The 26656-nt window shown below is 64.0% G+C and carries 21 protein-coding genes and 1 pseudogene; 12 read left to right on the forward strand and 10 right to left on the reverse strand.

Annotated elements, in window-relative coordinates; translation table 11 throughout:
* Positions 1-42: 42 nt before the first annotated feature.
* Complete coding sequence (gene prpR, locus BM438_RS18065) at positions 43-2040, reverse strand: propionate catabolism operon regulatory protein PrpR (RefSeq protein ID WP_093635789.1); 1998 nt, start codon at positions 2038-2040, stop codon at positions 43-45.
* Positions 2041-2210: 170 nt separating this feature from the next.
* Between prpR and BM438_RS18070 the strand changes: the two genes are divergently transcribed.
* The 4 genes and pseudogenes from BM438_RS18070 to BM438_RS18085 all read left to right on the forward strand — a co-directional run bounded on the left by BM438_RS18070 (position 2211) and on the right by BM438_RS18085 (position 6239).
* Positions 2211-3092: an isocitrate lyase/PEP mutase family protein gene (locus BM438_RS18070; RefSeq protein WP_093635792.1), complete on the forward strand. Its 882-nt coding sequence runs from the start codon at positions 2211-2213 to the stop codon at positions 3090-3092.
* A 274-nt stretch (positions 3093-3366) separates the two neighbouring features.
* Positions 3367-4803, forward strand: a complete 1437-nt coding sequence (locus BM438_RS18075) for a DHA2 family efflux MFS transporter permease subunit (RefSeq protein WP_093635794.1) — start codon at positions 3367-3369, stop codon at positions 4801-4803.
* A 114-nt stretch (positions 4804-4917) separates the two neighbouring features.
* Positions 4918-5351 (forward strand): annotated as a pseudogene (locus BM438_RS18080) (GNAT family N-acetyltransferase).
* A gap of 240 nt (positions 5352-5591) precedes the next feature.
* Complete coding sequence (locus BM438_RS18085; protein WP_093635796.1) at positions 5592-6239, forward strand: cation diffusion facilitator family transporter; 648 nt, start codon at positions 5592-5594, stop codon at positions 6237-6239.
* A gap of 6 nt (positions 6240-6245) precedes the next feature.
* Here the strand turns inward: BM438_RS18085 and BM438_RS18090 are convergent, their stop codons facing one another.
* Both BM438_RS18090 and BM438_RS18095 read right to left on the reverse strand, forming a co-directional pair.
* Positions 6246-7127, reverse strand: a complete 882-nt coding sequence (locus BM438_RS18090; RefSeq protein WP_093635799.1) for a 2OG-Fe(II) oxygenase — start codon at positions 7125-7127, stop codon at positions 6246-6248.
* A gap of 108 nt (positions 7128-7235) precedes the next feature.
* Positions 7236-7715 carry a nuclear transport factor 2 family protein gene (locus tag BM438_RS18095; protein WP_093635801.1) on the reverse strand — a complete coding sequence of 160 codons (480 nt, stop codon included), beginning with the start codon at positions 7713-7715 and terminating at the stop codon, positions 7236-7238.
* A 294-nt stretch (positions 7716-8009) separates the two neighbouring features.
* Here BM438_RS18095 and BM438_RS18100 point away from each other — a divergent pair, with 294 nt between their 5' ends.
* Both BM438_RS18100 and BM438_RS18105 read left to right on the forward strand, forming a co-directional pair.
* Positions 8010-8630, forward strand: coding sequence for a hypothetical protein (locus tag BM438_RS18100; protein WP_244179392.1), 621 nt, complete (start codon positions 8010-8012; stop codon positions 8628-8630).
* Between the two features lie 149 nt (positions 8631-8779).
* On the forward strand, positions 8780-10132 hold the full coding sequence (locus BM438_RS18105) for a DUF2325 domain-containing protein (protein ID WP_093635804.1): 1353 nt from the start codon (positions 8780-8782) through the stop codon (positions 10130-10132).
* A 23-nt stretch (positions 10133-10155) separates the two neighbouring features.
* Here the strand turns inward: BM438_RS18105 and BM438_RS18110 are convergent, their stop codons facing one another.
* From BM438_RS18110 to BM438_RS18120, 3 genes are all read right to left on the reverse strand, one after another.
* Positions 10156-10479 carry a winged helix-turn-helix domain-containing protein gene (locus BM438_RS18110; protein ID WP_093636141.1) on the reverse strand — a complete coding sequence of 108 codons (324 nt, stop codon included), beginning with the start codon at positions 10477-10479 and terminating at the stop codon, positions 10156-10158.
* Between the two features lie 127 nt (positions 10480-10606).
* Positions 10607-11248 (reverse strand): nitrogen fixation protein NifQ, encoded by a 642-nt coding sequence (locus tag BM438_RS18115; protein ID WP_093636143.1) that lies wholly within the window; start codon positions 11246-11248, stop codon positions 10607-10609.
* A gap of 54 nt (positions 11249-11302) precedes the next feature.
* Complete coding sequence (locus tag BM438_RS18120; RefSeq protein ID WP_093635806.1) at positions 11303-11791, reverse strand: molybdopterin-dependent oxidoreductase; 489 nt, start codon at positions 11789-11791, stop codon at positions 11303-11305.
* Between the two features lie 242 nt (positions 11792-12033).
* On the opposite strand from BM438_RS18120, the gene BM438_RS18125 reads away from it, so the two are divergent.
* Together BM438_RS18125 and BM438_RS18130 are read left to right on the forward strand one after the other, a co-directional pair.
* Entirely contained in the window at positions 12034-12909 is an 876-nt protein-coding gene (locus BM438_RS18125) for an extracellular solute-binding protein (RefSeq protein WP_093635808.1), read from the forward strand.
* Positions 12910-12937: 28 nt separating this feature from the next.
* Positions 12938-14776 carry an ABC transporter ATP-binding protein/permease gene (locus BM438_RS18130; RefSeq protein ID WP_093636145.1) on the forward strand — a complete coding sequence of 613 codons (1839 nt, stop codon included), beginning with the start codon at positions 12938-12940 and terminating at the stop codon, positions 14774-14776.
* 21 nt (positions 14777-14797) lie between these two features.
* Here the strand turns inward: BM438_RS18130 and BM438_RS18135 are convergent, their stop codons facing one another.
* The 3 genes from BM438_RS18135 to BM438_RS18145 form a co-directional block, all read right to left on the reverse strand.
* Positions 14798-16240: a nicotinate phosphoribosyltransferase gene (locus tag BM438_RS18135; protein ID WP_093635810.1), complete on the reverse strand. Its 1443-nt coding sequence runs from the start codon at positions 16238-16240 to the stop codon at positions 14798-14800.
* A 123-nt stretch (positions 16241-16363) separates the two neighbouring features.
* Entirely contained in the window at positions 16364-16975 is a 612-nt protein-coding gene (locus tag BM438_RS18140; RefSeq protein ID WP_167378418.1) for a methyltransferase family protein, read from the reverse strand.
* A 376-nt stretch (positions 16976-17351) separates the two neighbouring features.
* Positions 17352-17639, reverse strand: a complete 288-nt coding sequence (locus tag BM438_RS18145) for a hypothetical protein (RefSeq protein WP_408282070.1) — start codon at positions 17637-17639, stop codon at positions 17352-17354.
* 1240 nt (positions 17640-18879) lie between these two features.
* On the opposite strand from BM438_RS18145, the gene BM438_RS18150 reads away from it, so the two are divergent.
* The 4 genes from BM438_RS18150 (at position 18880) to BM438_RS18165 (ending at position 25734) form a co-directional block, all read left to right on the forward strand.
* Positions 18880-20319 carry a sigma-54-dependent transcriptional regulator gene (locus tag BM438_RS18150; protein WP_093635814.1) on the forward strand — a complete coding sequence of 480 codons (1440 nt, stop codon included), beginning with the start codon at positions 18880-18882 and terminating at the stop codon, positions 20317-20319.
* 175 nt (positions 20320-20494) lie between these two features.
* Positions 20495-22171 carry an MFS transporter gene (locus BM438_RS18155; protein ID WP_093635816.1) on the forward strand — a complete coding sequence of 559 codons (1677 nt, stop codon included), beginning with the start codon at positions 20495-20497 and terminating at the stop codon, positions 22169-22171.
* Between the two features lie 188 nt (positions 22172-22359).
* Entirely contained in the window at positions 22360-22710 is a 351-nt protein-coding gene (locus BM438_RS18160) for an NIPSNAP family protein (protein ID WP_093635818.1), read from the forward strand.
* Positions 22711-23076: 366 nt separating this feature from the next.
* Positions 23077-25734, forward strand: coding sequence for a mechanosensitive ion channel family protein (locus tag BM438_RS18165; RefSeq protein ID WP_093635820.1), 2658 nt, complete (start codon positions 23077-23079; stop codon positions 25732-25734).
* Here BM438_RS18165 and BM438_RS18170 read toward each other — a convergent pair.
* Entirely contained in the window at positions 25673-26524 is an 852-nt protein-coding gene (locus BM438_RS18170) for an alpha/beta fold hydrolase (protein WP_093635822.1), read from the reverse strand. The two genes, BM438_RS18165 and BM438_RS18170, sit on opposite strands and share 62 nt — an antisense overlap.
* Positions 26525-26656 lie beyond the last annotated feature (132 nt).

The following is a 26656-nucleotide window of genomic DNA, read 5'->3' on the forward strand; positions in this document are numbered from 1 at the left end:
TGACTGGCTACCGGTGACTATTGCGTTGCACCAATCCTGGGATCAGTCTCTCATGAGCCGCCAGAGGGTCGTGCGGCCGATTCCCAGCGCCCGACTTGCTGCAGCGCGATTGCCGCCAGCCTGTTCGAGGGCCCGAACGACATCCTCGCGGGTGGGTGAGCGACGGGCCGAGAGGTCGCCGGCGGCGTGGGCAGGAGCCACGGCTCCAAGCACGTCCGCGGCTGTCTGCCGCATGCGCCCAAATTCCGGAAACACGGCCTGCAGATCCTGCCACTCCTCGCCGGCCGAATCGCTCAGATAAATCGCGGCGCGGGCCAGCAGATTTTCCAGTTCCCGTACATTGCCGGGCCACGCATAGTGTTCGAACAAGGGTGTGAGGAACGCCAGCACCCGTTCGAGCGCTGCGCCCGACAGCCCATACTGGAGCGCGCTGCGGTTCAACAAATGCCGCGCCAGTTGCGCGACATCGCCGCGTCTTGCGCGCAGCGGCGGCAATTCTATCTGAAGCAGATTCAGCCGGAAATACAGGTCCGCGCGGAACGCACCCTGCTCGACCAGCGCGTGCAGATCGCGATGGGTGGCGGCAATCACCCGCACGTCGACGGGGGTCGCGCGCCCGGAACCGAGCTTCATGACTTCGCGCTCCTGCAACACTCGCAGCAGCCGGCTTTGCAGCGCCGCCGGTATCTCGCCGATTTCGTCAAGGAAGATCGTCCCGGTGTGGGCGATTTCGAAAAGGCCTGGTTTGCCGCCCCGGCGCGCGCCGGTGAACGCACCTTCCTCGTGACCGAACAGTTCGCTCTCGATCAGCCCTTCAGGAAGCGCCGCGCAATTGAAGGCGACAAACGGATTGCCGCGCCGCCGGCTGGCATTGTGGATACCCTGCGCGACCAGTTCCTTGCCGGTGCCGCTCTCGCCGCTCAGCAGCACGGTGGCGTCGTGAGCCGCGCCTGCGCGGGCCAACCGCCGCACCCGCTCCAGAGCCACCGAACTGCCGATCAGATCGTCCAGATGGTGCCGCGCGACCAGATGCTTCGGCCGCTGGCTGGTACGCAGCGAGCGGTCGATCCGTTGCGCGACCAGCGCGTCCTGCACCGTGACCACCGAGCCCGAACGCACGCCTTGCTCGAGGATCGGCACACAGTTGACGATCAGCGCGCGGCCACCGATCTGCTCGATACGCTCCTCGACCGGCATGTCATGCTCGAGCGTCTCGCGCAGTAACGGGCCGACAACGCGCGTCAATTGCGCCGGAACGTCCTGTTCGCGGTCGAGGCCGAGCAGATTGAGCATCGCCGGATTGACGGCTTCGAGTTGACCGGCGTCGTCGAAGGCGGCCACGCCGTCGCGCAGATGGGCGACGATCGTGTTCAGGCGTACCCGTTTCGATTCCTTCTGACGGCTCACGCGCGCCAGTTCGACCGAGCGCTCGAACGCTTCTTCGACTGCGCCCAGCGAGTACAGGAAGACGCTCTCCAAGCCGGCTTGCTGGGCAAAATCACAGGCCATGCCGGGGCCGATGATGACGCTGCAGCCCTCTGCTGCGAGGCCCGCAACCGCGAGCCGCACTTCATCGATTGACCGGTAGGCGCGCTGTTTCAGGCCGACATTCAGCCACGCGCTCAGGTCCGCGAGTTCGTGCGAGATGGTTTCGTGCAGGACAAGGCCGATCTTTGCGCCGGGCCAGGTCGTCGTGGCGCGGGTGATCGCGCTCAGTACGTCGAAGCCGTTCACCTTGACCATCACCACCGGCACGCTAAGGTTGTCGCGCAAATAGGCGCCGTTCGATCCGGCTGCCAGCACGACATCGACCGAACCCGCGTCCACATAGGCTTGCAGGGCCGTGACGGCGGCGCCATAACCTTCCCGGACCGAAAAAAATCTGGCCCGCCCGGTATAGCGCGGCGCGACCGTCTCGCAAAGCGATTGCAACCGGCTGATACTGACTAGGGCGACGCCTGGTCGGCCGGAATTGGAACTGGCAAGGGACGACGTGAACGTGGACACTGCGACACTCCGCTCGTAGCTGAAACGTTCCATGAAACGTTTCATGGAACATATTGGCTATTCTGCCACGAACAGCGGCACGGCCCCTTTCCGCCTAAGCTTTTGATTGTCCGGCACAAATCGTGAAACGCGGCAAATGGCATGCTTCCTGCAAATTGAGCTCAGCGTTCTATCACCCACTTCCCATCTGGAGAGACACCGTCATGAGCACTTCCGCTAATCGCCGCGCCGCGTTCCGCGCCAAAGTCAATCAACGCCAGGGCCTGCTCGTGCCGGGCGCCTTCAATGCGATGAGTGCGCGCGTGATTGAAGACGCCGGCTTTGAGGCGATCTACATCACGGGCGCGGGCGTCACGAATATGTCGCTCGGGCTGCCCGATCTTGGCTTCATCGGTCTCGCCGAAGTCGCCGAGCATTGCGCGCGGATTCGCGACGCGGTCGCGCTGCCGCTGATCGTCGATGCCGACACCGGTTTCGGCAACGCACTGAACGTGCGCCAGACCGTGCGCGTGCTCGAGCGCAGCGGCGCCGACGTGATCCAGTTCGAAGACCAGATCATGCCGAAGAAATGCGGCCACTTCTCCGGCAAAGAAGTCGTCAGCACGAGCGAGATGGTCGGCAAGATCCGCGCCGCCGTCGACGCCCGCGAAGACGGCAATCTGCAGATCATGGCGCGTACCGATGCGGCCGCGGTCAACGGCATCGAAGACGCGATCGAGCGCGGCCATCGCTTCATCGAGGCCGGCGCGGACATTCTGTTTATCGAAGCGACTGAATCGCTCGCCGACATCGAGCGTCTGCCGGGGCTTTTCGACAAGCCGCAACTGATCAACATCGTGATCGGCGGCAAGACGCCGGTGCAATCGCGTGAAGCACTCGCCAAGCTCGGCTACGGCATCGTGCTGTATGCGAACGCGGCGCTGCAGGGCGCGGTGCTCGGCATGCAGCGCGCACTCGGCACGTTGAAAAGCAATGGCCGCCTCGATGAAGACGCGACGCTGGTCGCGCCGTTCAGCGAACGCCAGCGCCTTGTCAACAAGCCGCTGTACGACAAGCTCGATCGCGAATACGCAGCGAAGGACTGAGCGGCAAGAAAGCCGTGTTTCCGGCGCGGCCCCGCCACGCTGGCGCCGCGCACCGCTGTCTGCAGCGGCTTGTTGCGTTACGATGCAGAGCTGGCTGACGCCAGACAGGCCGCGACCTCGTTGCCCGTCCATCGAGGAATGCCGGAAACACGTTTTCAAAAGGTTGTCGCAAGAACATGAAGTCATCACAATCGCGCGGGACACGCCGGCACGCTAAGGACGCCAAACGCGTCATCGAATCCACCCGCAGCAGCTACGTGTCGAGGACGGCGCCATGACCGGCGACACACGTAATTCACATGTCGGCTGGCTGCCGTACATCGTCGCGGCCACCTTCTTTATGGAGTATCTCGACACCACGGTGATCGCCACTGCTTTGCCGCAGATGGCGCACTCGTTCGGCGTCGGGCCGAACAGCCTGAGTCTCGGCATGACGGCCTACATGCTGGCGCTGGCGATTTTCATCCCGGTGAGCGGTTGGGTTGCCGACCGCTGCGGTTCGCGCACGGTGTTCTTCAGCGCGATCGGCGTATTCACGGTGGCTTCGGTGTTGTGCGGCTTGTCGCAGAACGTGACCGAATTTACCGCCGCGCGGCTGCTGCAAGGCATGGGTGGCGCGATGATGGTGCCGGTGGGCCGTTTGATCGTCGTCCGCAGCACGGAAAAGAGCCGGATGATGCAGGCGATCTCGACCATCACCTGGCCGGCCATTGCCGCGCCGGTGGTTGGGCCGCCGGTCGGCGGCTTCATCACCACCTATGCGTCATGGCGCTGGATCTTCCTGCTGAACGTGCCGTTCGGTCTGGCAGCGATGGCCGTTGCACTCGCGCTGGTGCCGAACCTGCGCGGCACCGAACGCAAGCCGCTCGACGTCGTCGGCCTCCTGCTGAGCGCCACAACGCTCACGGCGATTCTGTACGGCGCTGAACTGGCGAGCCAGCCCGGCGAAAATCCCTGGGTGGCGGGCGCGTTTATCCTGGGCGGATTGCTGATGGGCGTGGTGGCGTTCCAGCATGCGAAGCGTCACCCGCATCCGCTGATCGACGTCTCCACGCTGAAAATCCCGACCTTCTCCGTGACGGTGGTAACCGGCTCGTTCACGCGGATCGGCATTGGCGCGGTGCCGTATCTGATGCCGCTGCTGTTTCAGGTCGGTTTCGGGTTGTCGGCGTTCAAGTCGGGCCTGTTGCTGCTCGCGAGCGCGCTCGGCAATCTCGGCATGAAGGCGCTGACCACGCGCATTCTGCAACGCTACGGCTTCCGCATGGTGTCGATTATCGACGTGGTGGTGGCCGGCGTTTTCATCATTGCCTGCGGGCTGTTGACGCCGAACGTGCCGCTCGCGCTAGTGCTGTTCGTCGTGTTCATCTACGGCGTAGCGCGCTCGATGCAATTTTCGACGCTTGCCACCCTCGCCTACGCCGACGTCGCACAGCCGCAGATGAGCGCGGCAAGCACGCTATGGAGCGCCGCCGCGCAGATGACGATCGGTTTGGGCATCGCCTTCGGCGCCGTCTCGCTGCGCGCAGCAGCGTTCTTCAACGGCGAGACGACCGGCCGTGTATTCACCCTGGACGATTTCCGCCTCGCGTTCCTGTTTGCCGGCGTGCTGACGCTGGTGTCCGTGACCGGCTACCTGGGCCTCGCGCGCGACGCCGGACAGAGTATTGGCGGCGGTTCGCGCGGCACCGAAGATCCGGCGAAGGGCTGAGCTCGCAGCGGGCCGGAAGGATGAAAAGGTTTGAAGCGGAGTTGAAGCAGCGGCGCAGTGCCCAACCGGCACCGCATCCTTTGATTGCTTGATCAGAACCAGCGGGGACGCGCAGTGCAAGCGAACGATTTGACGATTTCGAGCAGCAAGGCCGACCTCGACATAGAGATGGTCTACGCGTTTCTGTCGCAGGAAACGGCGTGGGCGAAGGGCATGCCGCGTGAGACGTTCGACCGGGCGATAGCGGGGCGCTATGTTTCGGCGCGTATGTCGAAGGCAGGCAGATCGCGTTTGCCCGCCTGATCACGGACCAGGCAACATTCGCCTACCTGTGCGATGTATTCGTGCTGCCGGCGTACCGTGGCAAGGGATACGCGTCGGCGTTGATGAAGCATGTATTCGGCAGCCCGTCGCTGACCGGTTTGCGCAGAATTGTGCTGGTGACGACAGACGCTCACCACGTCTACGAACCGCACGGCTTTAAGGGATTGGCAACGCCGGAGCGTTATATGGAAGTGCACAACCCGGACGTTTACAAGACGGCTTAAGCGGAGCGCGGGCGGCTGCTGACGGGACCGCCTATTGACATAGCACGCGCGCAGGCCGGGCGCCCTGTTCGCCTACGTCCGGGCGGACGAACTGCTCCTGATCGCCGGCAGCCGTTGCAACACTGTCATCTGCGCGCCACGTTCGACGGGTACTTTTCGGCGACAACATAACCCGTCCCGACCCGATGCCACAGCCTACCGTGCGCGACAGCCACAGCCGCACCACACAAGGCGGCCGCCTTGCTTAAAGCCGCCTCCACCAGTGCGCTGCTCAACGCCTTTCTCATGGCGCTGCAGATTGCCATCGGCCTGACTGCGCATTCGGACGGGCTGGTCGCGGACGGTGTCCACACCTTGAGCGACCTGGCCGCAGACGGCGTCGTGCTGATCGTGCTGTACCTCAGTTCGAAACACCTGAACGCAACGCCGCGTGAAGGGGACGGCAGCACCACTCAAGCCTTGGCATCCCTCTTCATCGCCGTCCTGCTGATTGTTACGGCAGCCCAAATGCTCTGGCACAGCATCGGCCAAACCGCCACGTTGAGCGGCAACACGACGATGCAAGTCGGCGCGCTCGCCGTCAGCGGCTTCGTCACGATCGCCAAGGAAATGCTGTTCCGCTACCTGCGTGCCGAAGGCCAGCGCACCGGCTCGGCGATTCTGCTGGCAAGTGCCTGGCACGCACGAATGGATGCAGTGTCGGCACTGGTCGCGACATTGGGAGTGGCCGGCAGCATCGCGGGCATGCCGATGCTCGACCACGTGGCAGGCGCGGCGATCGGCCTGATGATCATGCGCATGGGCTGTGTCGGCGCGCGCAGCGCATTGAAGCAACTGTTAGCAGCCGGTGATCCGGGAAAAGCCGCCGCACCGCACGCAGCCGAATAGCGCGTCTCAGCCGTACGCGCGCTCGCGCATCCACTTCGTCATGATCCATTTGTCGCCGCCGAGCACCGGCGCGCCGCCGTGCAAGGTCAGGGGATCGAGTTGACGCTGGCCGTTCATATAGCGGAAATACACCGCCCCACCCTTGACCGCCGCGACTGACATGCCCGCTTCCGGGAAGATCGTTTCGCCGCCGTCGGGCACGTCGTTCAGATAGATCACCAGAGTCGACACGCGCTGGCCGCCCTGGGCGGTGTGCACCGCGCTGCCGGGCTGATCGGGCGGGAAATAATCGAAGTGCGGGCGATATTCGCCGGTCGTGCCGTAATGCAGAATCTGCAGCCCCTCGCCGTTTTCAACCGGCCAGTTCATCAGGCTCGAGATGCGGCGGTCCATCTTTTCGATGAACGCGTCTTCCCCGCGCTGATACCAGATGCCTTCGCTGGTACGGTTGCGGATCACGTCTTCCTTGCCGGTGGCGGGATTGACCGTGGTTGAGCGTTTCAATCGATGACGCGAACGCTCGATCATCTCGTCGCATTCGTCGGGCGAAAGCACATCCCCGAACACGATCACCTGGGGCCGCTCGCAGCGCATCAACACGCGGACGTCGCGATCGTGCGCACGGATCACATTGCCGCGTGCAACGGGCGACTCGTCGTATTGGTAGGTTTGCGGCGAGGTTTTGACGAGAGCAGCCTCGGTCGCTACGGCCGCCGGGGCGGCTCCTGCGTCGGCCGGGCTCATGCCGAACGCTTTGCGCACTTCCGCGCGCGCGGCTTCCGTGGCGAAGCCGGCTTGCACCATCGCGTCGATCATCGAGTCGATGCTGCAACCGCGCGCTACGTTGCTGCTCAGCCACGCTTCCCATGACGCATCCACTACCGGCATAGAACTCCCCGCTTGTCGATATCACGAAATACTGCATCAACTGGCCGGTTCATAGCAAGACTGGGGTATGCGCCGGGATGCCCCCTGGTCGGCCCCGGGGCTCACCCGTTAAGCGCTGCGCTGCCGGCGTCGATAGAGGTCGAGGCCTTTTCTCGCCTGCGCCCTGATCGCGCCCTGTACGAACGGTGTCCAGCCGAGCAGCAGGCCCTTGAATCCTAAAGCCTGACGGGCCCAACGCCAAAGGTCGAAGGTATCGCGATGTTCGACGATACGGCCGTCGCGGAACACGAAGCGGGCGTCGATGCTGTTCACCACCGTGCGGCCCGTCTGACTGAACGTGTAACGGGCCACCCAGTGGGCGCGGCCGCTGAGCTCGTCAGCTTCGACGCCGTCGAACGTCAGCGAGAAGTCCTGCGCGCGCGACACCAGCATGCGCCACATGTCGCGGGCCTCTTCGCCACGCAGCTCGCCAAAGGCCGGATCGCTGAAGACCACATCGTCGGCATAGCAGCCAGCCATCGTTTCCGCGTCGCGTTGCTGGAACGCGGTGTAAAACCGCTCGATCAGTTCGGTGTTGGGATGGCTCATTTTCTTGTGTTTATGCGTTACCCGGTCAGCCGGTGGTGGAAACGGCCCGGAAAGGAGCGCGCGCCTGAGCGCGCACGCTGCACACGATATCGGAAAATGGGGCCGCCGGGTCGGCGACGCCCACCCGGTAAAAACGCCGCGGCTACCCTCACGCCGCCTTTCGTTATATCCTGTCGAATATCACGGTATGCTTTTGTGCAGCGCAGCGACCCGCCCGCCAATCGCGTACGACCAAGCAAAACAAGCAAGCAGGAGCCAGCAGCAGTGCCTAGTCGATCCACATCGCGACCCACATTGCGATCCCCGTCGCCCGACCCGGCGGGACGCCGCCCGAAAGGACTTCCGTCGACCATCGTCGCGGTGAAATCGGCGTCCGAACGTGGCCGCGCCGAACTGATTCGGGATGTCGTCGACGCTTACCGGCGCCTTTACGGCAGCGTGCAGCGCTTCGTGCTGATGCTGACGGGCGACCAGTTGAACTTCGCGTCGGTGGGCACATCGGGCTCGCACTCATTGAACCAGTTGCTGTCGATCCTGGCCGAACAGGCCAAGGCGACGGCTTTTGCCCGTCTGCGCGATCTGAAAGCATCGATCGAAGAGGCGCGCTCAGCCGAGCAACTTCGCGACGCGATCTTCTCGGATGCGTTCAGCAACGACCTGGCCGCATTACGCAAGGTGGTGGCGGAACTCGAACGGCTCGATACCGCGTTTATCGGTCTGTGCGTCGGGCATGTTCTGGATCAGCATGCACGGGCAGCCGGCGGCGCAGCGCCGGCCGGCACCCGTCGCGCCGCCGGCCGCACCACCGCGGCAGTTCCCGCCGCCGGTGCCGCCACTGCTTCTGTCACCGCTTCAGCCACGATCACGCAGCGCAAATCACGCGCTGAGCGGACGCTCGTCCACCCGAACGACTAATTCGTCATTGCCGCATATGAACGTTTTCTTTCACCGATCGCTATATCTTTTCGAATATATCGCCGATATCAACAGCAGCGCCTGCATGGCGCGGATGTCCAGCACGCACGTTCAGTCAGCCTGACGCCAGATCCGGATTCGAGGTCCTCATGCACACGCCGCCGTTTCGTCTCGCCCAGCCTTCGCGTCTCAAACTGTCCGGCGACGAGCTTGCCGGCACCGGCTTGCGCGTAGCCGATCCGTGCTGCACGCCCGCCAAGGAGTCGTTCTCGAACACCAAACGGCGCGCCCGCCTCGCCGAGCTCGATGGCCAGTTGCATTGCTCGATCATCGGCACCTGTCTCAGCACGCACGAACTGCGCAAGCTGGTGCCTAAATTTACCGGCCTCGATCGCCGGGACGCGAGCGATCTGGAGATTCATCACTCGGCAGTCGAACTCGCGATCGATGGCGGCGCGGGCGCCAAAGCCCTGCACAAGTTGCTCGACGAGCACTATGCGGTGGCGATCCGCCGTTTCGACAAAGCCGCCGACGATGTCGAGCTGCTGAAGCTCTGGGACGAAGCACTGAAAAGCGGTGAGATCCCGCCGGCTTACTGGGCCCTGATGACGCATCCGTGCGCGACTCTGCATGTGCGCCAGAAAGCGTTCGGTGAATTGCACATGCTGTCGCATCTGGTCGGTGCGGCGAATCGCGCGGACATCCGCAGGCTGGTTGCGCTCGAAGCGGAAAACGCCGAGTTGAAAGAGAAAGTCGAGCGGCAACAAAGCCGCTTGCAGGAACTCAGCACGCAGCGCGACGCAGCGATCGCCGCGCTCAACGAGCAGATCGCGCAACTCACCGCCCTCGCCACACGCCAGACGCCGACGGATCCTTCCGATCTCGAAGTGGAGATATCAAGGCTGCGCGACAAGCTCGCCGACAGCGACCAACGGGTGGCGTTGCATACGAGCCGCCGTGAGGCCGCTGAACAGCGTGTGCTGCAGGAGCAAGGCGCGGCACTCGCATTGCGCAAGAGCCGCGATGAGGCGTTGGCGCAGCTCCTGTTGGTGCAAAACGAATGCGACGCGCTGGAACGCGCGACGGTGAATTCAGCGGAAAGCAGCCATGGCGCGCAGACGCGGCAAGCCAGCCTCGACAGCGTGCGCGGCAAACGGATTGTCTATGTGGGCGGCCGCCCAAGCTCGAACGCCGCGCTCAAGCGGCTGGTGGAGGCCGCCGGTGGCGATTTCGTGGTGCACGACGGCGGTGTGGAAGATCGCAAAGGTCTGCTTGCCGCCGCGTTGCCGGGTGCCGATATCGTCGTGTTTCCGGTCGACTGCGTCGATCATGATTCGATGAATACGCTCAAGCGCGTGTGCGAGCGCCATCAGATCGACTATCACCCGTTGCGCACGGCAAGCGTGGCCAGCTTTGTGGAATTGGTGGACCGGCTGCGCCCCGAGCATCTTGCCCAGTTGGGCCATCAACCGCCCTCGGCGTTTTGCCTGCGCCACGGCTGAGCGGCGAGTACGAGGGGCCGTGCTCAGGAACGAATCAGCCGGGTCAACTCGGCGATCTGTTTCGCGCAGCTTCGCTGGGCCTCATCTTCGACATCGCGGTACAGATGAATGATGCGTTCGCCGACCGGCGTCAGCGTGCAACCGCCGCCGCTTTGACCGCCCTGCTCCGAGTGCGTGGCCGGCGTTTTGAGCGAGCGATTCAGTTCGTCGATCAGCAGCCAGGCGCGCCGGTACGACATGCCGAGGCTGCGCGCCGCAGCCGAGATCGAGCCGTATTCGCGCACGGCTTCCAGCAGTTCGACTTTGCCCGGTCCGAGCGCGACAGCGTCGCCGCTGCGGATGCGCATTCTGAAGCGCACTTCGGGGCGTGGTTTCGCGGATTTTGTCGCGGGGCTTGGTTTGGTTTTCGCGGTATCAGCCATGCGCGAAAGCATACACGAACCGTCTCGCGCTGCCATCCTGGCTGAATGGCCTTCATCGGCGGTCGGGAAAGCAATGCCCATAGTCTTCGCAGCCCGGACAACCGGGTGCCGGGCCGGGCTGAAGCCCTAAGGAAAACGCGCGTTGCTGAGCGAGGAATTTCTTCCAGCGCAGATTCTCGACATTCAGCAACACGAGCGTGGGGAAATAGCGCGTCAGCATCCATGTGACTTCTTCCCGGCCCGCAAGACCGAGGTCACGCCATAGGTGATCCGGCCGCAAGCATGCGTGAGCGATGATTGAGGCGAGGCAGCGAGCGTCGTTCGTGTCGACGGCGGTACTGGCGTACGTGAGCAGGAGTGCGTGCAGCGTGGAGACGAATGCCGCGTGTTCGCTGGTGTCGACAGGTGGCAATGCGGGCAAGGAGGCAAACACGGGCGCAGAGGCACGCACAAAGTGCCGCTCCAGCAGCGCGCGCCACGCTGGCTGCGACAACCCAAGCAACACAAGTTCGTCGCGCACGTCGCGCGCGGCAATCAGCTTGGCGAACAATCGCGTATCGGGTGACGCGGGGTCCGTGGCTGCAACCAGCCACTTCGCCGTGCGCTCGGCAACCCGCGCATCGAGCGACGCGAACAGCGGTTCGGGGCTGGGCGCGGCAGGTTCCGCAACAGGCGAAAGCGGTTCGTCAGACATGGCGGCAGCACGATGAAGAACATCGAACCATATTACGCCCGTCATTCGAATCACCTACGCCAAGGGTTTTAAAACATGCGCTTCGATACGCGCGAGCCGTTTGACGTGGCGTGGCGCGGGCAGAATATCCGAGCCGGAAAACAGAATCGGCACACCGTCTTCAGCATCGAGAGCGCGGCCGTCGCATTCATACGCAACGAGCACGTTCTCGCCGATCGGCGTGTTGAACAGTTCGTGCCATGAGAATGTCACAACGTAGCCATCGTGCCCCACCGCCACGAACACCGTCCGCTTGAACTCGCCCGGCACCTCGTTCGGCAAACCTGCTTCCGAGATCAGGGTCGTCAGACGCACACCGCGGTAAGGCTCAACGCTACGAATGAAACGATTCGTCGTGTAACAACGCAAATCGAATGGCCTGGCTAGAACGCTTTCGTAACGCTTGAGCCGCTCGAGGTCGAAAGACAGCGTCCGCTGGAACCGTCCACTCAGGACAAGCGCGCTTTCAACGGCAGGCGCGGCAATCACATTCACACTATCCATACGCAGTTATCTCCAGCATTGAAGCCTGACCAGGTTGTCCACCCGTTATTTCCGTGTGTATATTACGCTGCGATGGCCGCCTCGGTGCAAAAGCGCATCGATACGCAATATATTGCCAGGCATATCGGCCACTCCGCCGGCGGTGTCCACATCCATAGACCACACAGAGCGCGCAGCATCCCACAACGCAACGCGATGGCGTCGTAATATAGCGCTCTTAATAACGCATCGGGGTTAATCGCATGGTTCGCAAGCTGCTTGCATCTTTCGTGGTCGTCGCCGGCGTGGTGACGGCTGTGCCCGCCTTCGCACAGGACGACACGGTCAACGTGCTGTACGCCGGTTCGCTCGTCAACCTGATGGAGCGCAGCGTGGGACCGGCCTTCGAAAAGGCCACCGGCCAGCACTTCCGCGGCTATGCGGCGGGATCGAACAAGATCGCCAACGAGATCAAGGGCAAGCTGCGCCGCGGCGACGTGTTCATTAGCGCAAGCCCGAAGGTGAACACCAGCCTCATGGGTCAGGCGAACGGCGATCACGTCACGTGGTACGTGAACTTTGCCGAATCGCCGTTGATGATCGGCTATAACCCGCAAAGCAAATTCGCGGCGGACTTCAAGAGCAAGCGCTGGGATCACGTGTTGCAGGAGCCGGGCATCCGCATCGGCCGCACCGATCCGAAGCTCGATCCGAAGGGCGCATTCACCGTCGAGATGATGACGAAGGCCGCGGAGCTCTACCATCAGCCGGACCTCGTCGAGAAGACGCTGGGCGACGCGGAAAATCCCGCGCAGGTTTTGCCGGAAGAAACGCTGGTGGGTCGTTTGCAATCCGGCCAGCTCGATGCCGGCTTCTTCTATTCGACCGAAACGTCCGACCTGAAAATTCCGGCGCTCCGTCCAGCGCCCGAATTGCAGGCCAAAGCGAGCTACACGCTGACGATTCTCAGCGACGCACCGAACCATGCGGGTGCCAGCAGCTTCGTCGACTTCCTGCTGAGCGCGCAAGGCCGCGCGTTGCTCAAGCAACACGGCGTGGACGTGATCAAACCGACCATTTCCGGCAATGTGCAAGCCATGCCGCCTTCGGTGCAAGCCGTGATCGACGCCGCGCAATAAGGCGGTGGAACAAGCAGTGGAACAGGCGGTGAAGCGGTCCGCCGCGCGGCCGTTGCTATGGCTGGCCGCGCTGCTTGCCGTCTATTTGTGCGCGCCGTTTATCGCGAGCGTGCCGCAACTCGGCGCGGCCGATTGGCCGAATGTCGATTGGCGCGCGGTGTGGTCGGCGGTCGGCATCTCGGCGGCGAGCGCCAGCGTGGCCTCGTTCGTGATTCTGCTCGGCGGCGTGCCGCTCGGCTATCTGCTGGCGCGCTCGAACTCGCGCAAGATGGCGCTGCTCGGCTTCGTCGTTCAGTTACCACTTGCCTTGCCGCCACTCACGAGCGGCGTGCTGCTGCTGTTTCTGCTTGGGCCCTATAGCTGGGTCGGCCGCTTCACCAACGGAGCGCTGACGGATTCGTTTGCCGGCATCGTGCTCGCGGAAATCTTCGTGGCCGCGCCCTTCCTGATCATCGCCGCGAAATCGGCGTTCGCCGCCGTGGACCCCGTGCTCGACGACGTGGCCGCGACGCTCGGCCATCATGCAGGCAGCCGATTCTTCCGCGTGATGTTGCCGGTTGCGTGGCCGGCGATTCGCGCGGGACTCGCGCTGGCGTGGTTGCGTGCCTTCGGCGAATTCGGCGCGACGGTGATGGTGGCCTATCACCCGTATTCGCTGCCGGTGTACACGTACGTCGTATTCGGTGGCCAGGGCCTGCCGGCGATGATGCCGTTATTGCTGCCGACGCTCGCGATTGCGATTGTCTGCGCGGCGCTGTCGATCTACAGCCTTCGGCAGAAAGCCTCGCTCGAACAAACTGAAAACGGCGACGACGCGCTGGAACCCGGCACGGATCCGACGGCGAGCCGGGGCGAAACTTCTGACCTTCGCCTCGCCTTTCATTTGCAGCGCCGATTAGGCGCGTTCGAACTCGACATCGCATGGGCGCCTGCCACGCGGCGGCTTGCGATCATCGGCCCGTCGGGCTCCGGCAAATCCCTCGCATTGCGTCTGATTGCAGGGCTTGAATCCAACGCAGCCTGTTCCGTTCGGCTCGGCACAACCGACTTGAGCACACTGCCGCCCGAGCGCCGCCAGATCGGCTACATGCCACAAGACTACGGCCTGTTCCCGCACATGACGGTGGCGCAGCAACTCGCGTTTCCTGTCGACGCCGACGCCGCCAGCGCGCGTTACTGGCTCGATCATCTCGGTCTCGCGCAACTGGTTGCGCGCTTGCCGCATCAATTGTCGTTCGGTCAGCGGCAACGCGTGGCGCTGGCGCGAGCACTCACGCGTCACAGCGAATTGCTCCTGTTCGATGAGCCGTTCGCGGCGCTCGATACGCCGCGGCGGCGTCGTTTGCAGCAGTCCCTGCGCGCGTTGCAGCGCGAGATCGCGGCGGTGACGATCATCGTCACACACGATCCCGACGAAGCGGCTCTGCTTGCCGACGAAATGCTGGTTGTCGAACAGGGCCGCGTGCTGCAGGCGGGTTCCATCGATGAGGTGTTCGAACGGCCGGCTTCGATGCGGGTTGCCGAGTTGCTCGGCTTGCACAACGTCGGCGAAGGTTTGATGACAGCGCCTGGGCGAGTCGAGATTAGCAATGGGTTCGCAATCGCGACGGGCGATAGCGGCTTTGCGATTCCTGGCGGGCAACGGGTGATGTGGCGCATCTCGTCCCACGCCGTGGTTATTTCATCCGACGGCGCCTACGCCGGCACGGTCGACGCGGTCGAGTTACGGCGCGGCGAGCGGTATGTCCGCCTGAATATCGCGGGGGTGCGCTTCGACATCGCGAACGAAGATGCCCGCTTGCGTGAAGGCAGCACTTGCCGGATCGACGTTGACGCCAGCGGCGTGTCGGTCTGGCATGTGAACTGACATGTTGGGCCAAACAGCCGACTAGCCCTCAGCCGCGTGAGCCCTCTTCCTGATTTCAGAAAACGCCGCATCGACGAGCAATTTTCCGGAATCGAAAACCGTGACGAGCGCCTCGTCCCAATCTCCTTCAACAGTGCGGCCATCCCACGCCACCGGCAGCGTCACTGTCCGATACTCGCCGGTGTGACGATTCACCAGCAGCGTAAGCCGCCCTTTCATCGACCGCTTGCCGGCATCCGTGACCGGGTCCTTGCGTACGTCATGCCATTCATCGCCAAGCCGGATGGCCGAACACTTCATGGCGAAGCGCTGTGTATCGCGGTTGATCTGCTGCAACAACGCGCCACCCATGCCGAAGACGATGTTGTCCGCCGCAAAGCCGGCCTCATCCATGGCCGCAAGGATCGCTTCGATCGATTCCGGATTCACGCCGTCGCCCTGAATCACGCGCACGTTGTTGAGCACGCGCCGCCCCTTGCCGTTCACCGTCGAACCGAACGACGCCTCGAGCGCCCGCATGGTCTGCAGGACAATCGTCAGCGGATCGCCGGAATCAGGCCGGATCACCAGCGTGCCGCCGGAGTCGAGCACGGCCTGCTTCAACGTCGTGCCCCAAACCTCGAGCGCGGCGAACAGGTCGTAGGAATCGGACACCACCGAAACGATCGCGCCAGGCTTGCCGAACTTCGCGATCATGTTGCGGAATGCGTCGGTCTCACGCTCGCGCCCCCATGATGTGATCGTGCTGTGCTCCGCGGCCGGCACGGAAAACGCCGCCATCGGTTCGTTGTAGTAGTGGTTTGCCGCAACCACACCGAGCACCGTATCCGAACCCATGAAACTGACCAGATGCGCCGAGCCGCCAATCGCCGCCGACTCCGCACTCGACACGCCGCGCGCGCCGAAATCGTGCAGCTTGAACGGCAATTGCGTGAGGTCGTCGCTGCTCTTCTCCAGATACGCGCGGATCGTGTTGCGCAGATGCCAGCTTTGCGTCGCGACCGTAATCGGATACCACACGCGCAGCAACATCGTTTCCAGGTACGAGGCCAGCCAGAACACCTCCGGATCGTCGCATTCGACCGTGACCAGAACGTTATGCGTGGGCACGACCGAGCCTTCCGGCACCGCGCGAATCCGCACGGGCAGATAACCGTTATGGTGTTCGACGATGTAGCGCCAGCCGGCTTCGTTGAACGGTTCGCCATGCGCCGTGAAGAACGCCTTCGCCTGGTCGATCATGGCCGGCGTGATGGGCCGGCACAGATACTCCTTGATCAGCATCTGCAGGCCGAAGAACAACGTGCGGTCGTAGCGTCCCCCGCGCGACTCGATGTATGAAAACATCGCCGACGCTTCCGGCGGATACTGCAGGTAGTGCGACGCCTTGTACGAATCCGTGTTGAGGATCGGATTGGACAGAATCGACGCCATGTCGTGGAACGGGTTTGTATCGCTTTGCATGGATGATGTGGCGCTCGTGCGGATCGATCAGAGGTAGTCAGGCGGATTGGGGGTTTACCGTTTAGCGCCGCTCATTGCGGCTCATTGCGGCTTGCACCGCAAGAAAAACTACACGATACACCGTCAAAACACGCCCGGAATTACCCGGAACCGCACCTTACCCCTGTACGTCCGATACCGCTCGTCGTCGGACAGGAGCCGCTCCTCCCGCACGATGCGTCCAACCTGCAGCGCAAACTGGCATCCGTAGACAATCACGTTCTGAATCCCGAAGTTCGCGAGCAGAAAACCCACGTCCGTCACGAAATACCCCAGGTACATGGGATGACGCACGAACCGGTAAGCCCCGCGGGAAACAACCCCGCGATTGGCGGGCAAAATGCCGAACGACCTGCGCAGCGACACCTTCGCGAACAGTTGCCACAAAATCCCCAGCAGCTGCAGCGACGCGCCGGCCGCCTCCGGAATAAGTTGGGTGCCGGGCGAAAGCCGCACCGCAAGAAAATAGAACGTGCCGCCCACCGAGCAGATGAAAGCGAAAGGCGTCCAGTCACGGTGGATGGGTACCCGCGCAAACAGCGACAACCCCAGGGTCATGAACGCACTGACCACCAGCAGCAGCAAGGTGATCCGTGTGGGCGCCGCGAGCCATTGCTTGACCGCCGCGTAAGTAAAGATGCTCAACATGAGCGCCGCGGCGACGCGCGCGAGGATTTCGACCAACGCCTCGCGCATGCCGCCAGCCGGCGCCACGCCCTCTCCACCGTCGGCGCCGGGCGCCGCGCCCGCCGGGTCCACGATCGTGGCATCCTGGAGACGGCCCTCACCATCGAATTCCCGCGAAGGTGTGGTCTTTGTCATTGCACACTCGTTTCGATATGCGAATTATTATTCAAGCCTGCTTCATGAAGGCTTCCGGTCCGTCGGTGTCGCAGCGTAGCAGTCACACCGGACGAATGTCCATATCATGCCACGCCCGCCTGGATTCGATTCTGGCGGGCGGGTTTCGGTGATCGGGTGGGTCCAGCGGCGGAATTGAGTTGCGAAGGCGACGACGACCGGCGGCCTGAAGCCATCCGGCCGACAAGGCCGCGCCGATAACAGTCGAGATTCAGATGTAATCGTCGGGTCCGGCTGGGTCGACGTCCGCACCGCGCTCGTAGCCTCGTTCGGGCGACGGCGGCATCTCATGGATCGCGTCGCGCAGCGCATCGCGCTGAATCTCGGGTTGAGCCTTGCGTTTCATCGCCTCGGCGATCACCAGCGTGAACAGATCGGCCGGCGGCGCGGCGAACAAGCTACGCGGCCGTGCGACAAGACGCTGATAGGAGAGAACGGCGCCGTGCGCCATGGTGTGATGGTCCAGCCGCAGTGCGGCCAACTTGCTGATCGTTTTCATGACAACCCCCGAATGGTGAGCCATTTCAAGCCTGCGTCCAGGTAGGCCGTGCCCGCGCAATCGCGCCGGCACGGCGCCCAGTCCACCTCGTGAAGCGCGCCCCTCTATGGAGACTAAGACCATCCTCCCCGCATCGTCGCGCCGGCTGGTCCTGACCGTGCGCTGCCCCGCCCCTGCTCTGTGCTGTACGTCGCGTGCCCGCAATGTGCTCGAGCACGGTACCTGTCGCTATTGCGATCAATTTAATTTCGGCCATCAACGCCAGGTCCGTCCAGTCTGACGGAAAAATGGCGAGGTCAGCGTTTTACGTCGTCCGGTGAAGAATGACCGATACTCCGCACCGACCATTCAGCCCACTTTTTTGACGTCCGTTTTTCAGTGGCCCCGCCACACCCTCGTAAGACACATTGGCTTCCCCGGCCGCGCTTACGAAGACGATGTTCACCGCCGGGCTCCGGCTGCTTTCCCCGAGCTACCGGAGCGGGCGGCAATGCATTCGCTTGTAAAGCTCCTATTGCAATGGCTGTGCCATGCGCTCTCAACCCCTTGATGTACGGTGAATTTCGCTGCCGCGCACCCCGCTGGACCCTGCCTCACGGCACACGTTGATTCGGATTTGACACGCGCGGCGTTCATCCTCCAACGCGCTGCAGAAGGATCTACCGGTCGGCGGGCCTGGACGCGCGCCTGGCCGGCCCCTGTCCGGCCGCGCTTTGCGACGTAGCCCGGTCAAATATGCCGATGCTTCGGGCCACGAAACAGCTCTCGCAGCCCTTGCCCAAAATGTCGCAAGCTTGAGACACGGTGATTCGACGGTGCGGCATCCGTTGCACGACGACCACCCTGCGATTTGCAACGCTATGTGGGATTTCGCACATAACCGAGGTTGACCAACCATTCTTGAACCGCAAAAAGGCGCGTTAAAGCGGGAAAAACGTTTCTGAATCCAGATTTGTTTGTATGGCGCTCGAAAGCACTTTCGCTTATCGTTAAGCAATGCGCCACGTAGAGCGCGTCTGCCAGACCATGGAGGTAGAAAACGGCTTTTGTGATTCGGGGATGAAATAGTCAGGCGGCCTCACCGTTAAATGCTGTCCTGCTATCTGTCCGACGCGTAGCACCTCGCGGTTTATGCCGCCGCTCTGCGTCCCCGCCATTGCCGCTACCGTGAATTCGTCATTGCCGGTCTGTCCAGTTCGTCGAAGAGCAGTTCTGAGAGCAGCAACAATCCGGGGGTCACATGAACACGACTTGCACGCCTGTCGACACCGAACGCACCGTTCTGTACGTGTCGAACTCGCCCGATCGGGATCTGGCCAGCTTCCTGGCCGCATCCGGCTGGCAAGCTGTGCACGCCAAAAGCACGGCAATCGCCGAACGCATGATCGAGCGCGACAATATCAAGGTCGGCCTCGTCGAATTGCCGGGTGACTGCACGTCCCAGCATTTGTCCGCTCTCGCCTCCTGTATGCGTCGCGTCGAAACCAATTGGGTCGCGCAGATCGCACCGGGCCAGTCGGACGACGAACTGGTCAGCCGCTTCATCCTCGATTATTGCTTCGATTTCGTCACCCGGCCCTGGCTGAACGAGCGGCTGGTCTTCGCGCTTGGCCACGCGCATGGGCTGTCGAGCCTGCGGCACGCGCCGGCCGCCCCCGAGCCTTCGCTCGGCCGGCACGGCATGGTTGGGCAATGCGAGGCGATGCAGCAGTTATACCGGCGCATCGACAAATGCGGCGTGACCGATGCACCGGTGTTCGTCGCCGGCGAATCCGGCACTGGCAAGGAGCTGACCGCCCGTGCGATTCATGAGCGCTCGCCGCGTGCCGGCCGGGCCTTCGTCGCGATCAATTGCGCGGCCATTCCGCCGAGCCTGCTGCAAGCCGAATTGTTCGGCCACGAACGCGGCGCCTTTACCGGCGCGTTGCAACGCAAGATCGGCCGGATCGAAAGCGCTAACGAAGGCACCCTGTTTCTGGATGAAATCGGCGATATGCCGCACGAATGCCAGGCGGTGCTGCTGCGCTTCCTGCAGGAAGGCACCATCGAACGGCTGGGCGGCAATGGGCCGATCAACGTCGACGTACGGGTGATTTCGGCGACCCACGTCGATCTGGACAAAGCCGTCGAGGACGGCCGCTTCCGCTCCGACCTGTATCACCGCCTGTGCGTGCTGCGGCTCGTCGAGCCGCCCTTGCGCGAGCGCGGCGGTGACATCAAGCTGCTCGCCAACTATGCGCTCAGCATGTACCGGCAGGACGGCGCGCGTAAATTGCGCGGGCTGTCGAGCGACGCGATCGTCGCCATGTCGAACTATCCGTGGCCGGGCAATGTGCGCGAGCTGATCAACTGCGTGCGCCGGGCCGTGGTGATGAGCGAGGGCCGCTTTATCACGGCAAGCGACCTCGGCCTGCCGGAAACCGACAACGGGCCGGCCGTGACGCTGGCGGAGATCCGCAGCAAGGCCGAAAAGGACGCCATCGAGCATGCTTTGCAGCGGCACGGCTACAAATTGTCCGAAGCCGCGGCCGAGCTCGGCATTTCGCGGGCCACACTGTATCGCCTGATGCACGCAAGCCGGCTACATCAGGACCCGGCGGCCGGACGCGCGTCGAACGTCGACGGCGGCGGTGCGGATGCCGATGACGAGGCAGAGCGGCAGGCGCCTTCGCTGGTTTAACCTCGCAGGTTTAACTCGCAGGTTTGACCTAAGGTCGCCTGAACGGGCAAATCTCCGCAAATAGCGCCGCGACCGCGCCGCCTCACGCGGCTCGGCCGGCCTGGCGCCGTAACCGCCTATCGGTTCTCCCTTGGCGTTGCTATGCTGAAAGCCGTTCATCCACCCTGGAGTGGACGTGGCCGATCAGCACGCCCCGGCGCTCGTGCGCCGCCCTTCCTCCACGCTCCCCGCCCAGGCGAGCCCGTGCGACGCGTTGGCCATCCACGCTCAGCCCCTCAGCTTCGATCATCCGTGCCGGCGCAAAAAGCTCGCGCTCGCCGCGACCATCCTCGGTTCGAGCATGGCGTTCATCGACGGCTCCGTGGTCAACGTCGCGCTGCCGTCGATCCAGACCGAACTGGGCGCGAGCGTCGCGGCGATCCAGTGGGTCGTCAACGCATATCTGCTGTTTCTCGGCGCGCTGGTGCTGGTGGGCGGCTCGCTCGGCGACAAGCTCGGCCGGCGCAGCGTGTTCATCGCGGGAATCGGCTTGTTCACGCTGGCTTCGATCGGCTGCGGCCTGGCGCCAGGCGTCGGCGCCCTGATCGCGGCGCGCGCCGTGCAAGGCATCGGCGCGGCAATGCTGGTGCCGAGCAGTCTCTCCATCATCGGCTCGGTATTCGACGACAAGGAGCGCGGCAAGGCGATCGGCACCTGGGCCGGCGTCGGCGCGATCACGTCGGCGGTCGGGCCGGTGGCGGGCGGCTGGCTCGTCGATGCGTTTTCGTGGCGGGCGATTTTCTTTCTGAACGTACCGATTGCGTGCGCAACCATCGCGCTGGCGATCGTCGCCGTGCCGGACAGCCGGCAGGAGAACGATCCATCGGACCCGGACCCCGCGCACAAAGGGCAAGCGCTGCCGAGGCTTGACTTGCCGGGCGCCATCACGGCAGCCGCAGGGCTCGCCGCGCTGACCTACGGCCTGACCATCGCCTCGGCGCGCGGCTTCGGCGACCGCTGGGTGCTGGCGTTGATCCTCGGTGGCCTCGTCGTGCTGTCCGGCTTCGTGATGCTCGAAGCGAAGGCCCGCAATCCGATGATGCCGCTCGACGTGTTTCGTTCGCGCGACTTCGTCGGCGCGAATCTCGTCACGCTGCTGCTCTATTTCGGGCTGGGCGGTGCGCTGTTCTTCCTGCCGTTCACGCTGATCCGCGCGTATGGCTATAGCGCGACCGAGGCGGGGGCCGCTCTGCTGCCGGTGCCGGTCACGATCGGCCTGCTGTCGCGTTTCACCGGTGGTCTGACGAGCCGTTACGGCGCACGGGCCTTGCTGGGCGTCGGGCCGGTGATCGCGGCGATCGGCTTTGCGATGCTCGCGCTGCCGTGGGTCCGCGGCGACTATTGGCGCGGCTTCTTTCCGGCGCTGGTCGTGCTCGGGCTCGGCATGACGATTACCGTCGCACCGTTGACGACGACGGTGATGACATCCGTATCCGCCGCACGCACTGGCGTCGCCTCGGGCATCAATAACGCCGTCGCCCGGGTGGCGAGTCTGCTGGCGATCGCGGTGCTCGGGATCGTGTTCGTGTGGTCGCACGACGCGGCACTCGACGCGCGGCTCGCTGCGTCGAACGTGCCGCAAGCGGCGCGTGAGTCGGCACGGTTGACGCAGGACACGATGAATGCGAGCTCGGCGGCGCCAGGCGCAACGGACGCCGCCACACGAGCCGAAGTGGCGCGCGCGCAAGCCGAAGCGCTCGGGCCGGCCCTGCGGGCGGTGGCGCTGGTATCGGCGATGTGCGCGCTGGCCGGCGCGGCGCTCGCGGTGTTGACGATCCGCAAGGCTAGTGGAAAAACGACGGCACCAAGTTAAGAGGTAGGCCCCGAGGCACCGCGCCGCTTGCGATCCGAGCGGGCCTTCATACCGCCATTGAGCACGGCCATTAAATGCCGCCCCCCGCTCAACGACCGTTCAGAACGCAGTGAAACGTCGCAGTCGAGCAGTCTTCATACTGCTACTCACCTGCTTCAAACCACCCCCACCCGATCGGGAGCCTGCACATGACGATTACCTGCTTCATCCGCTATCAGATCGACCCGTTCCAACGCGAAGCCTTCAACGACTACGCTCGCAACTGGGGCCGCATTATTCCGCGCTGCGGCGGTCATCTGATCGGCTACTTTCTGCCGTACGAAGGGACCAACGACGTCGCCTGGGGATTGATCGCGTTCGACAGCCTCGCCGCGTACGAAACGTATCGGGCGCGGCTGCGCTCCGACGCCGAAGCCCGGGAAAATTTCCTGTTTGCGCAGACGAAGCGTTTCATTCTGCGCGAGGAGCGCACCTTCACCGAGGTGGTCGAAGGCACGCTCGGCGTGGCCGCGACGGATTCGGTGGAAGCAACGGAATAGGCATTGCCGGGCCTGAGCACCCTGTGGCGCAGAGCCCGTGTGCTTTCGCGCCAACCCTTTTGACGACGCAGCCCCGCGCGGGGCTGCGTCCGCGCATGGCCGCTTGTCCCACGGCGCCTGCCGCCTCAGTAGGTTTCAAGCCGCGCGACCTTGCGCGCTACGCCGCGGACTGCGCCTCGGTCGGGCAAGCTTTCTGCTGCCTGACGTTACAATTCGGACCAACTGGCCGAACCTCCGTGTGAACACCAATACCCGCCGCGGATGGAACTTGTACGACTAAACGCGTGTCGGTCCAAGGTCACCCCGCCGAATCGACCTGCGCGTCCCGGCACCGCCGTTCGCACCTGGTACCCCGCCTTACACCCTATGCGCAAAAAACTCCAAGCCTGGCTTGTCATTTTTCTCCTTCTGAGCGCCTCGCCGGTCTTTGCTGCCGCGGCGCAACCCGCCGCCTCAGCCGCATCCGGCGTCGCGCCTACCCTGACGCCCGAACAGGCCCGCCAGGCCCTCAGCGTCCTCAATGACCCCACACGCCGCGCGCAAGTCAGCGACACGCTACAGGCAATCGCCGCAGCGGGCGCACTCAGCGCTCCACCGGCCTCCACGGCCGCGGCTGCGTCGGCACCCGCCGCGGGCAGCAGCGCCAGCGCGCTCGTCCCAGCCGCCTTCAAGTCCAATGGCCTCGCCTCGCAACTGGCGCGTCAGGGCGCGCATTGGGCTGTACACCTCGGCAAGTCATTGCGCAGTTCGGTCGCCGCGCTGCTTGACCTCGCTTCGGTGCGTGCCTGGTGGCATTGGCAATCGACCAGCCCGCAAGCGCGCGGCGTGCTCGGCCAGGTCGCATGGTCGCTGCTGGCGGCACTGCTGCCCGCGCTCGCGCTCGAATGGCTCGCGCGCCGCCTGTTGCGCCGTGCGTACATGGCCCTTGCCGCGCGCCGCGAACGTGGCGATGAAGACGGGGCATCGCAAGCCGACCTGCCCGTCGACGTCCAGCCGCAACCGGCCGATGCGCCGAATGCCGCGCCGCCGCTGCCCGTTTCACCGGCTTCGCCCGATGCAACGGCACAGGCGGCGAAGCCCGGCGCGGCCATAGCAACGCCTACGCCCACCACCGGCAAAGCCACCGACGCCAAAGGCGAGCAGAAGGCCGTGCATCACCTGACGCTGCTGCAGCGCCTGCCGCGCGCGCTCCTGACGATGGTGCTGCGCCTGTTGCCGCTGGCGGTGTTCGTCGGCGCCGCGAGCGCGCTGATGTCGATCGTCACCGAGGACGGCACGCCGCAGGACCGCGCGCTCGATTCGCTGATCGACATCTACGTGCTGTGCCGCCTGATTGTGATCGTCAGCGGCTTCTTCCTGCAGCCGAGCGCGCCCCGCCTGCGCCTGTTGCGCATGAGCGATGCGTGGGCTGCTTTCGTGCAGCGCTGGATCGTACGGATCGTCGCCGTGGTCGGCGCCGGTTCGGCGATCGCGGAGATCGCGCAGTCGCTCGGCTTGAACGACGCGGCGCATCTCGCGCTGATGAAAGTGGTCGCGCTCGCCGGCCACATCATGATCTCGATTCTGATTCTGAAATGCAGGAAGCCGGTCGGCGAATTGATCCGCAGGCGCTTTGCCGCGAGCGAATCGCTGGAAATGTTCGGCAACGCGCTCGCCGATGCGTGGGCCGGATTCGCGGCGTTCGTGGTGATGGCGCTGTGGTTCATCTGGGCGCTCGACGTGCAGAACGGCTATCGCACCCTGCTGCATCTCGGCGGTATTACGCTGGCGATTCTGGTGGGCGCGCGAGTCGTCGCGATCGTAATTTTCGGCGCCATGGCGCGGCTCTTCAACGTACAGGGCGACGCGGAGAAGTCGCTCGTGCAACAGCATGCCTACCGCTATTACCCGCTGCTGCGGCGGGTCGTCGCGTGGCTCATCGGCATTGTCACCGCGCTCGCGCTGCTGCAGGTTTGGGGCGTCGACGTGGGCGAACTGTTCCGGGCCGGGTCGATCGGCCATCGGCTGGCTTCGGCGCTGGTCACGATCGGGGTCGCCGCGGTGATCGCGCTGGTGGTGTGGGAAGGCGCCAACGTGTCGATCGAACGGCGGCTGGACCGTTGGACCACCAGCGGCGACCTCGTGCGCGCCGCACGTCTGCGTACCCTGCTGCCGATGCTGCGCAGCGCGCTCTTTTGCGTGATCGCGCTGGTCGTGGTGCTCACCGGCCTGAGCGAACTCGGTGTGAACATCGGGCCGCTGCTGGCGGGCGCGAGTATTTTCGGCGTGGCGCTCGGCTTCGGCTCGCAAAAGCTGGTGCAGGATTTCATCACCGGCATGTTCCTGTTGATGGAAAACGCCATGCAGGTCGGCGACTGGGTCACGCTCGCGGGCGTATCGGGTACGGTTGAATATCTGTCGATCCGCACCGTTCGCTTGCGCGGCAGCGACGGTTCGCTCTTCACCGTGCCATTCAGTTCGGTCACGACGGTGAACAACACCAATCGCGGACTCGGCAATGCCGCGGTGAAAGTGAATATCGTGTTCGGCGAGGACGTCGATCTGGCAATCGCCACGCTGAAGGAAATCGGCGCCGCGCTGCGCGAAGACGAGAAGTTCAAGGACGGCATCCTGTCCGACTTCAGCTTCTGGGGCGTGGACGGCGTGGACGGTTCGGCGGTCACGCTGGCCGGGCAGATCCAATGCCGCGACACCGCGCGCTGGGGCGTGCAGCGCGAATTCAACCGGCGCATTCTCGACCAGTTCAGCGCGCGCGGCATCGAAATCGCGAACCCGCAGCGGCATTTGCTGACGTGGGACCCTGAGAGCGTACCGGCCAAAGTCGAATCGAACGGCGCGCCGGACGTAGGCCCCAACGCTGCTGCGAAGAGCGAACCGGCTTCAACAGCGCCTGCCGACGCCTCGCTGAAAGCGGCGGCCGGCAAGGCCGACGCGCCGGTTGAAGATCAAGTGCCGGTCGACCCTAAACCGGCCGGTGGCCCAGGAACGCCAGCAAATCCTGGTTCAGCTTCTCCGCATGAGTGAAGTACAGGCCGTGGCCGGCGCCTTCGTAGACGTTCAATGAAGCGCCTTCGATCAGCGCCGCGGTCGGCCGTCCGGTCAGCTCGAGCGGTGCAGAGGCGTCCCGATCACCGTGCACGACGAGCGACGGCACCCGGACGCGGGCCAATTCCGCGCGGAAATCGGTGATGGTCTGGACGCGGGCGAGTTCGAGCATGGCCTGATGCGAGGTTTGCAGCATCATGCGGATCGTCCAGTCGAGCGGCGCGCGCGACACACCCGGGCCGAAGTACGGCGCGGCATTCGCCTCGATCCAGTCGGGGAAGGAACGGCTCAGCGCGAGGCGGCCTTGCTCGAATAATGCGGCGTCGATCCCGCTCGGGTTGTCTTCGGTTTTCAGCAGATACGGCGTGGCTGCCGGCGCGATGAATGCAATCCGGGCCACGCGTTCCGAACCGTGCCGCGTCAGGTAACGCACCGCTTCGCCGCTCGCGATCGAATGCGCGACCAGTGTCACATTGTTCAGATCGAGTGTGCTGAGCACGCTGTCGAGATCGTCGGCGAGCGTGTCGAAGTCGTAGCCACGCCCGGGATCGCTCGACCGGCCGTGGCCGCGGCGGTCATAGGCGATGCAGCGGCAGCCGAGGCGCGATAGCGGCTCCATCTGATACGACCACATGTCGGAATTCAGCGTCCAGCCGGACAGGAACACGAGCGGCGCGCCTTGCCCCCAATCGCGGTAGAACAGGCGCGTGTGGTCGGCGGTGCGGATCGTGTTGGGCTCGTCGGTGAGATACGGTGCGGTCGCGTTCATTGAAGCCTCCTTACCTTGGGTTGGAATCGTTGTGCCGTGCCGCCACTTTGCCTGGCGGGTGTAGGCAGGTCGATTACCTGGGAGGTAAAGAGATGGGCTTGCGAGCCAGCGATGAGCGGCTCATTGTGCTTG

Source organism: Paraburkholderia aspalathi, from assembly GCF_900116445.1.
Taxonomy (GTDB): domain Bacteria; phylum Pseudomonadota; class Gammaproteobacteria; order Burkholderiales; family Burkholderiaceae; genus Paraburkholderia; species Paraburkholderia aspalathi.

Coding starts and splice junctions, on each gene's coding strand:
- prpR (WP_093635789.1), bottom strand. CDS start 2,040: ATGGAACGTTTCAGCTACGAGCGGAGTGTCGCAGTGTCCACGTTCACG.
- BM438_RS18070 (WP_093635792.1), top strand. CDS start 2,211: ATGAGCACTTCCGCTAATCGCCGCGCCGCGTTCCGCGCCAAAGTCAAT.
- BM438_RS18075 (WP_093635794.1), top strand. CDS start 3,367: ATGACCGGCGACACACGTAATTCACATGTCGGCTGGCTGCCGTACATC.
- BM438_RS18090 (WP_093635799.1), bottom strand. CDS start 7,127: ATGCCGGTAGTGGATGCGTCATGGGAAGCGTGGCTGAGCAGCAACGTA.
- BM438_RS18095 (WP_093635801.1), bottom strand. CDS start 7,715: ATGAGCCATCCCAACACCGAACTGATCGAGCGGTTTTACACCGCGTTC.
- BM438_RS18105 (WP_093635804.1), top strand. CDS start 8,780: ATGCACACGCCGCCGTTTCGTCTCGCCCAGCCTTCGCGTCTCAAACTG.
- BM438_RS18110 (WP_093636141.1), bottom strand. CDS start 10,479: ATGCGCATCCGCAGCGGCGACGCTGTCGCGCTCGGACCGGGCAAAGTC.
- BM438_RS18115 (WP_093636143.1), bottom strand. CDS start 11,248: ATGTCTGACGAACCGCTTTCGCCTGTTGCGGAACCTGCCGCGCCCAGC.
- BM438_RS18120 (WP_093635806.1), bottom strand. CDS start 11,791: ATGGATAGTGTGAATGTGATTGCCGCGCCTGCCGTTGAAAGCGCGCTT.
- BM438_RS18125 (WP_093635808.1), top strand. CDS start 12,034: ATGGTTCGCAAGCTGCTTGCATCTTTCGTGGTCGTCGCCGGCGTGGTG.
- BM438_RS18135 (WP_093635810.1), bottom strand. CDS start 16,240: ATGCAAAGCGATACAAACCCGTTCCACGACATGGCGTCGATTCTGTCC.
- BM438_RS18140 (WP_167378418.1), bottom strand. CDS start 16,975: ATGCGCGAGGCGTTGGTCGAAATCCTCGCGCGCGTCGCCGCGGCGCTC.
- BM438_RS18145 (WP_408282070.1), bottom strand. CDS start 17,639: ATGAAAACGATCAGCAAGTTGGCCGCACTGCGGCTGGACCATCACACC.
- BM438_RS18150 (WP_093635814.1), top strand. CDS start 18,880: ATGAACACGACTTGCACGCCTGTCGACACCGAACGCACCGTTCTGTAC.
- BM438_RS18160 (WP_093635818.1), top strand. CDS start 22,360: ATGACGATTACCTGCTTCATCCGCTATCAGATCGACCCGTTCCAACGC.
- BM438_RS18165 (WP_093635820.1), top strand. CDS start 23,077: ATGCGCAAAAAACTCCAAGCCTGGCTTGTCATTTTTCTCCTTCTGAGC.
- BM438_RS18170 (WP_093635822.1), bottom strand. CDS start 26,524: ATGAACGCGACCGCACCGTATCTCACCGACGAGCCCAACACGATCCGC.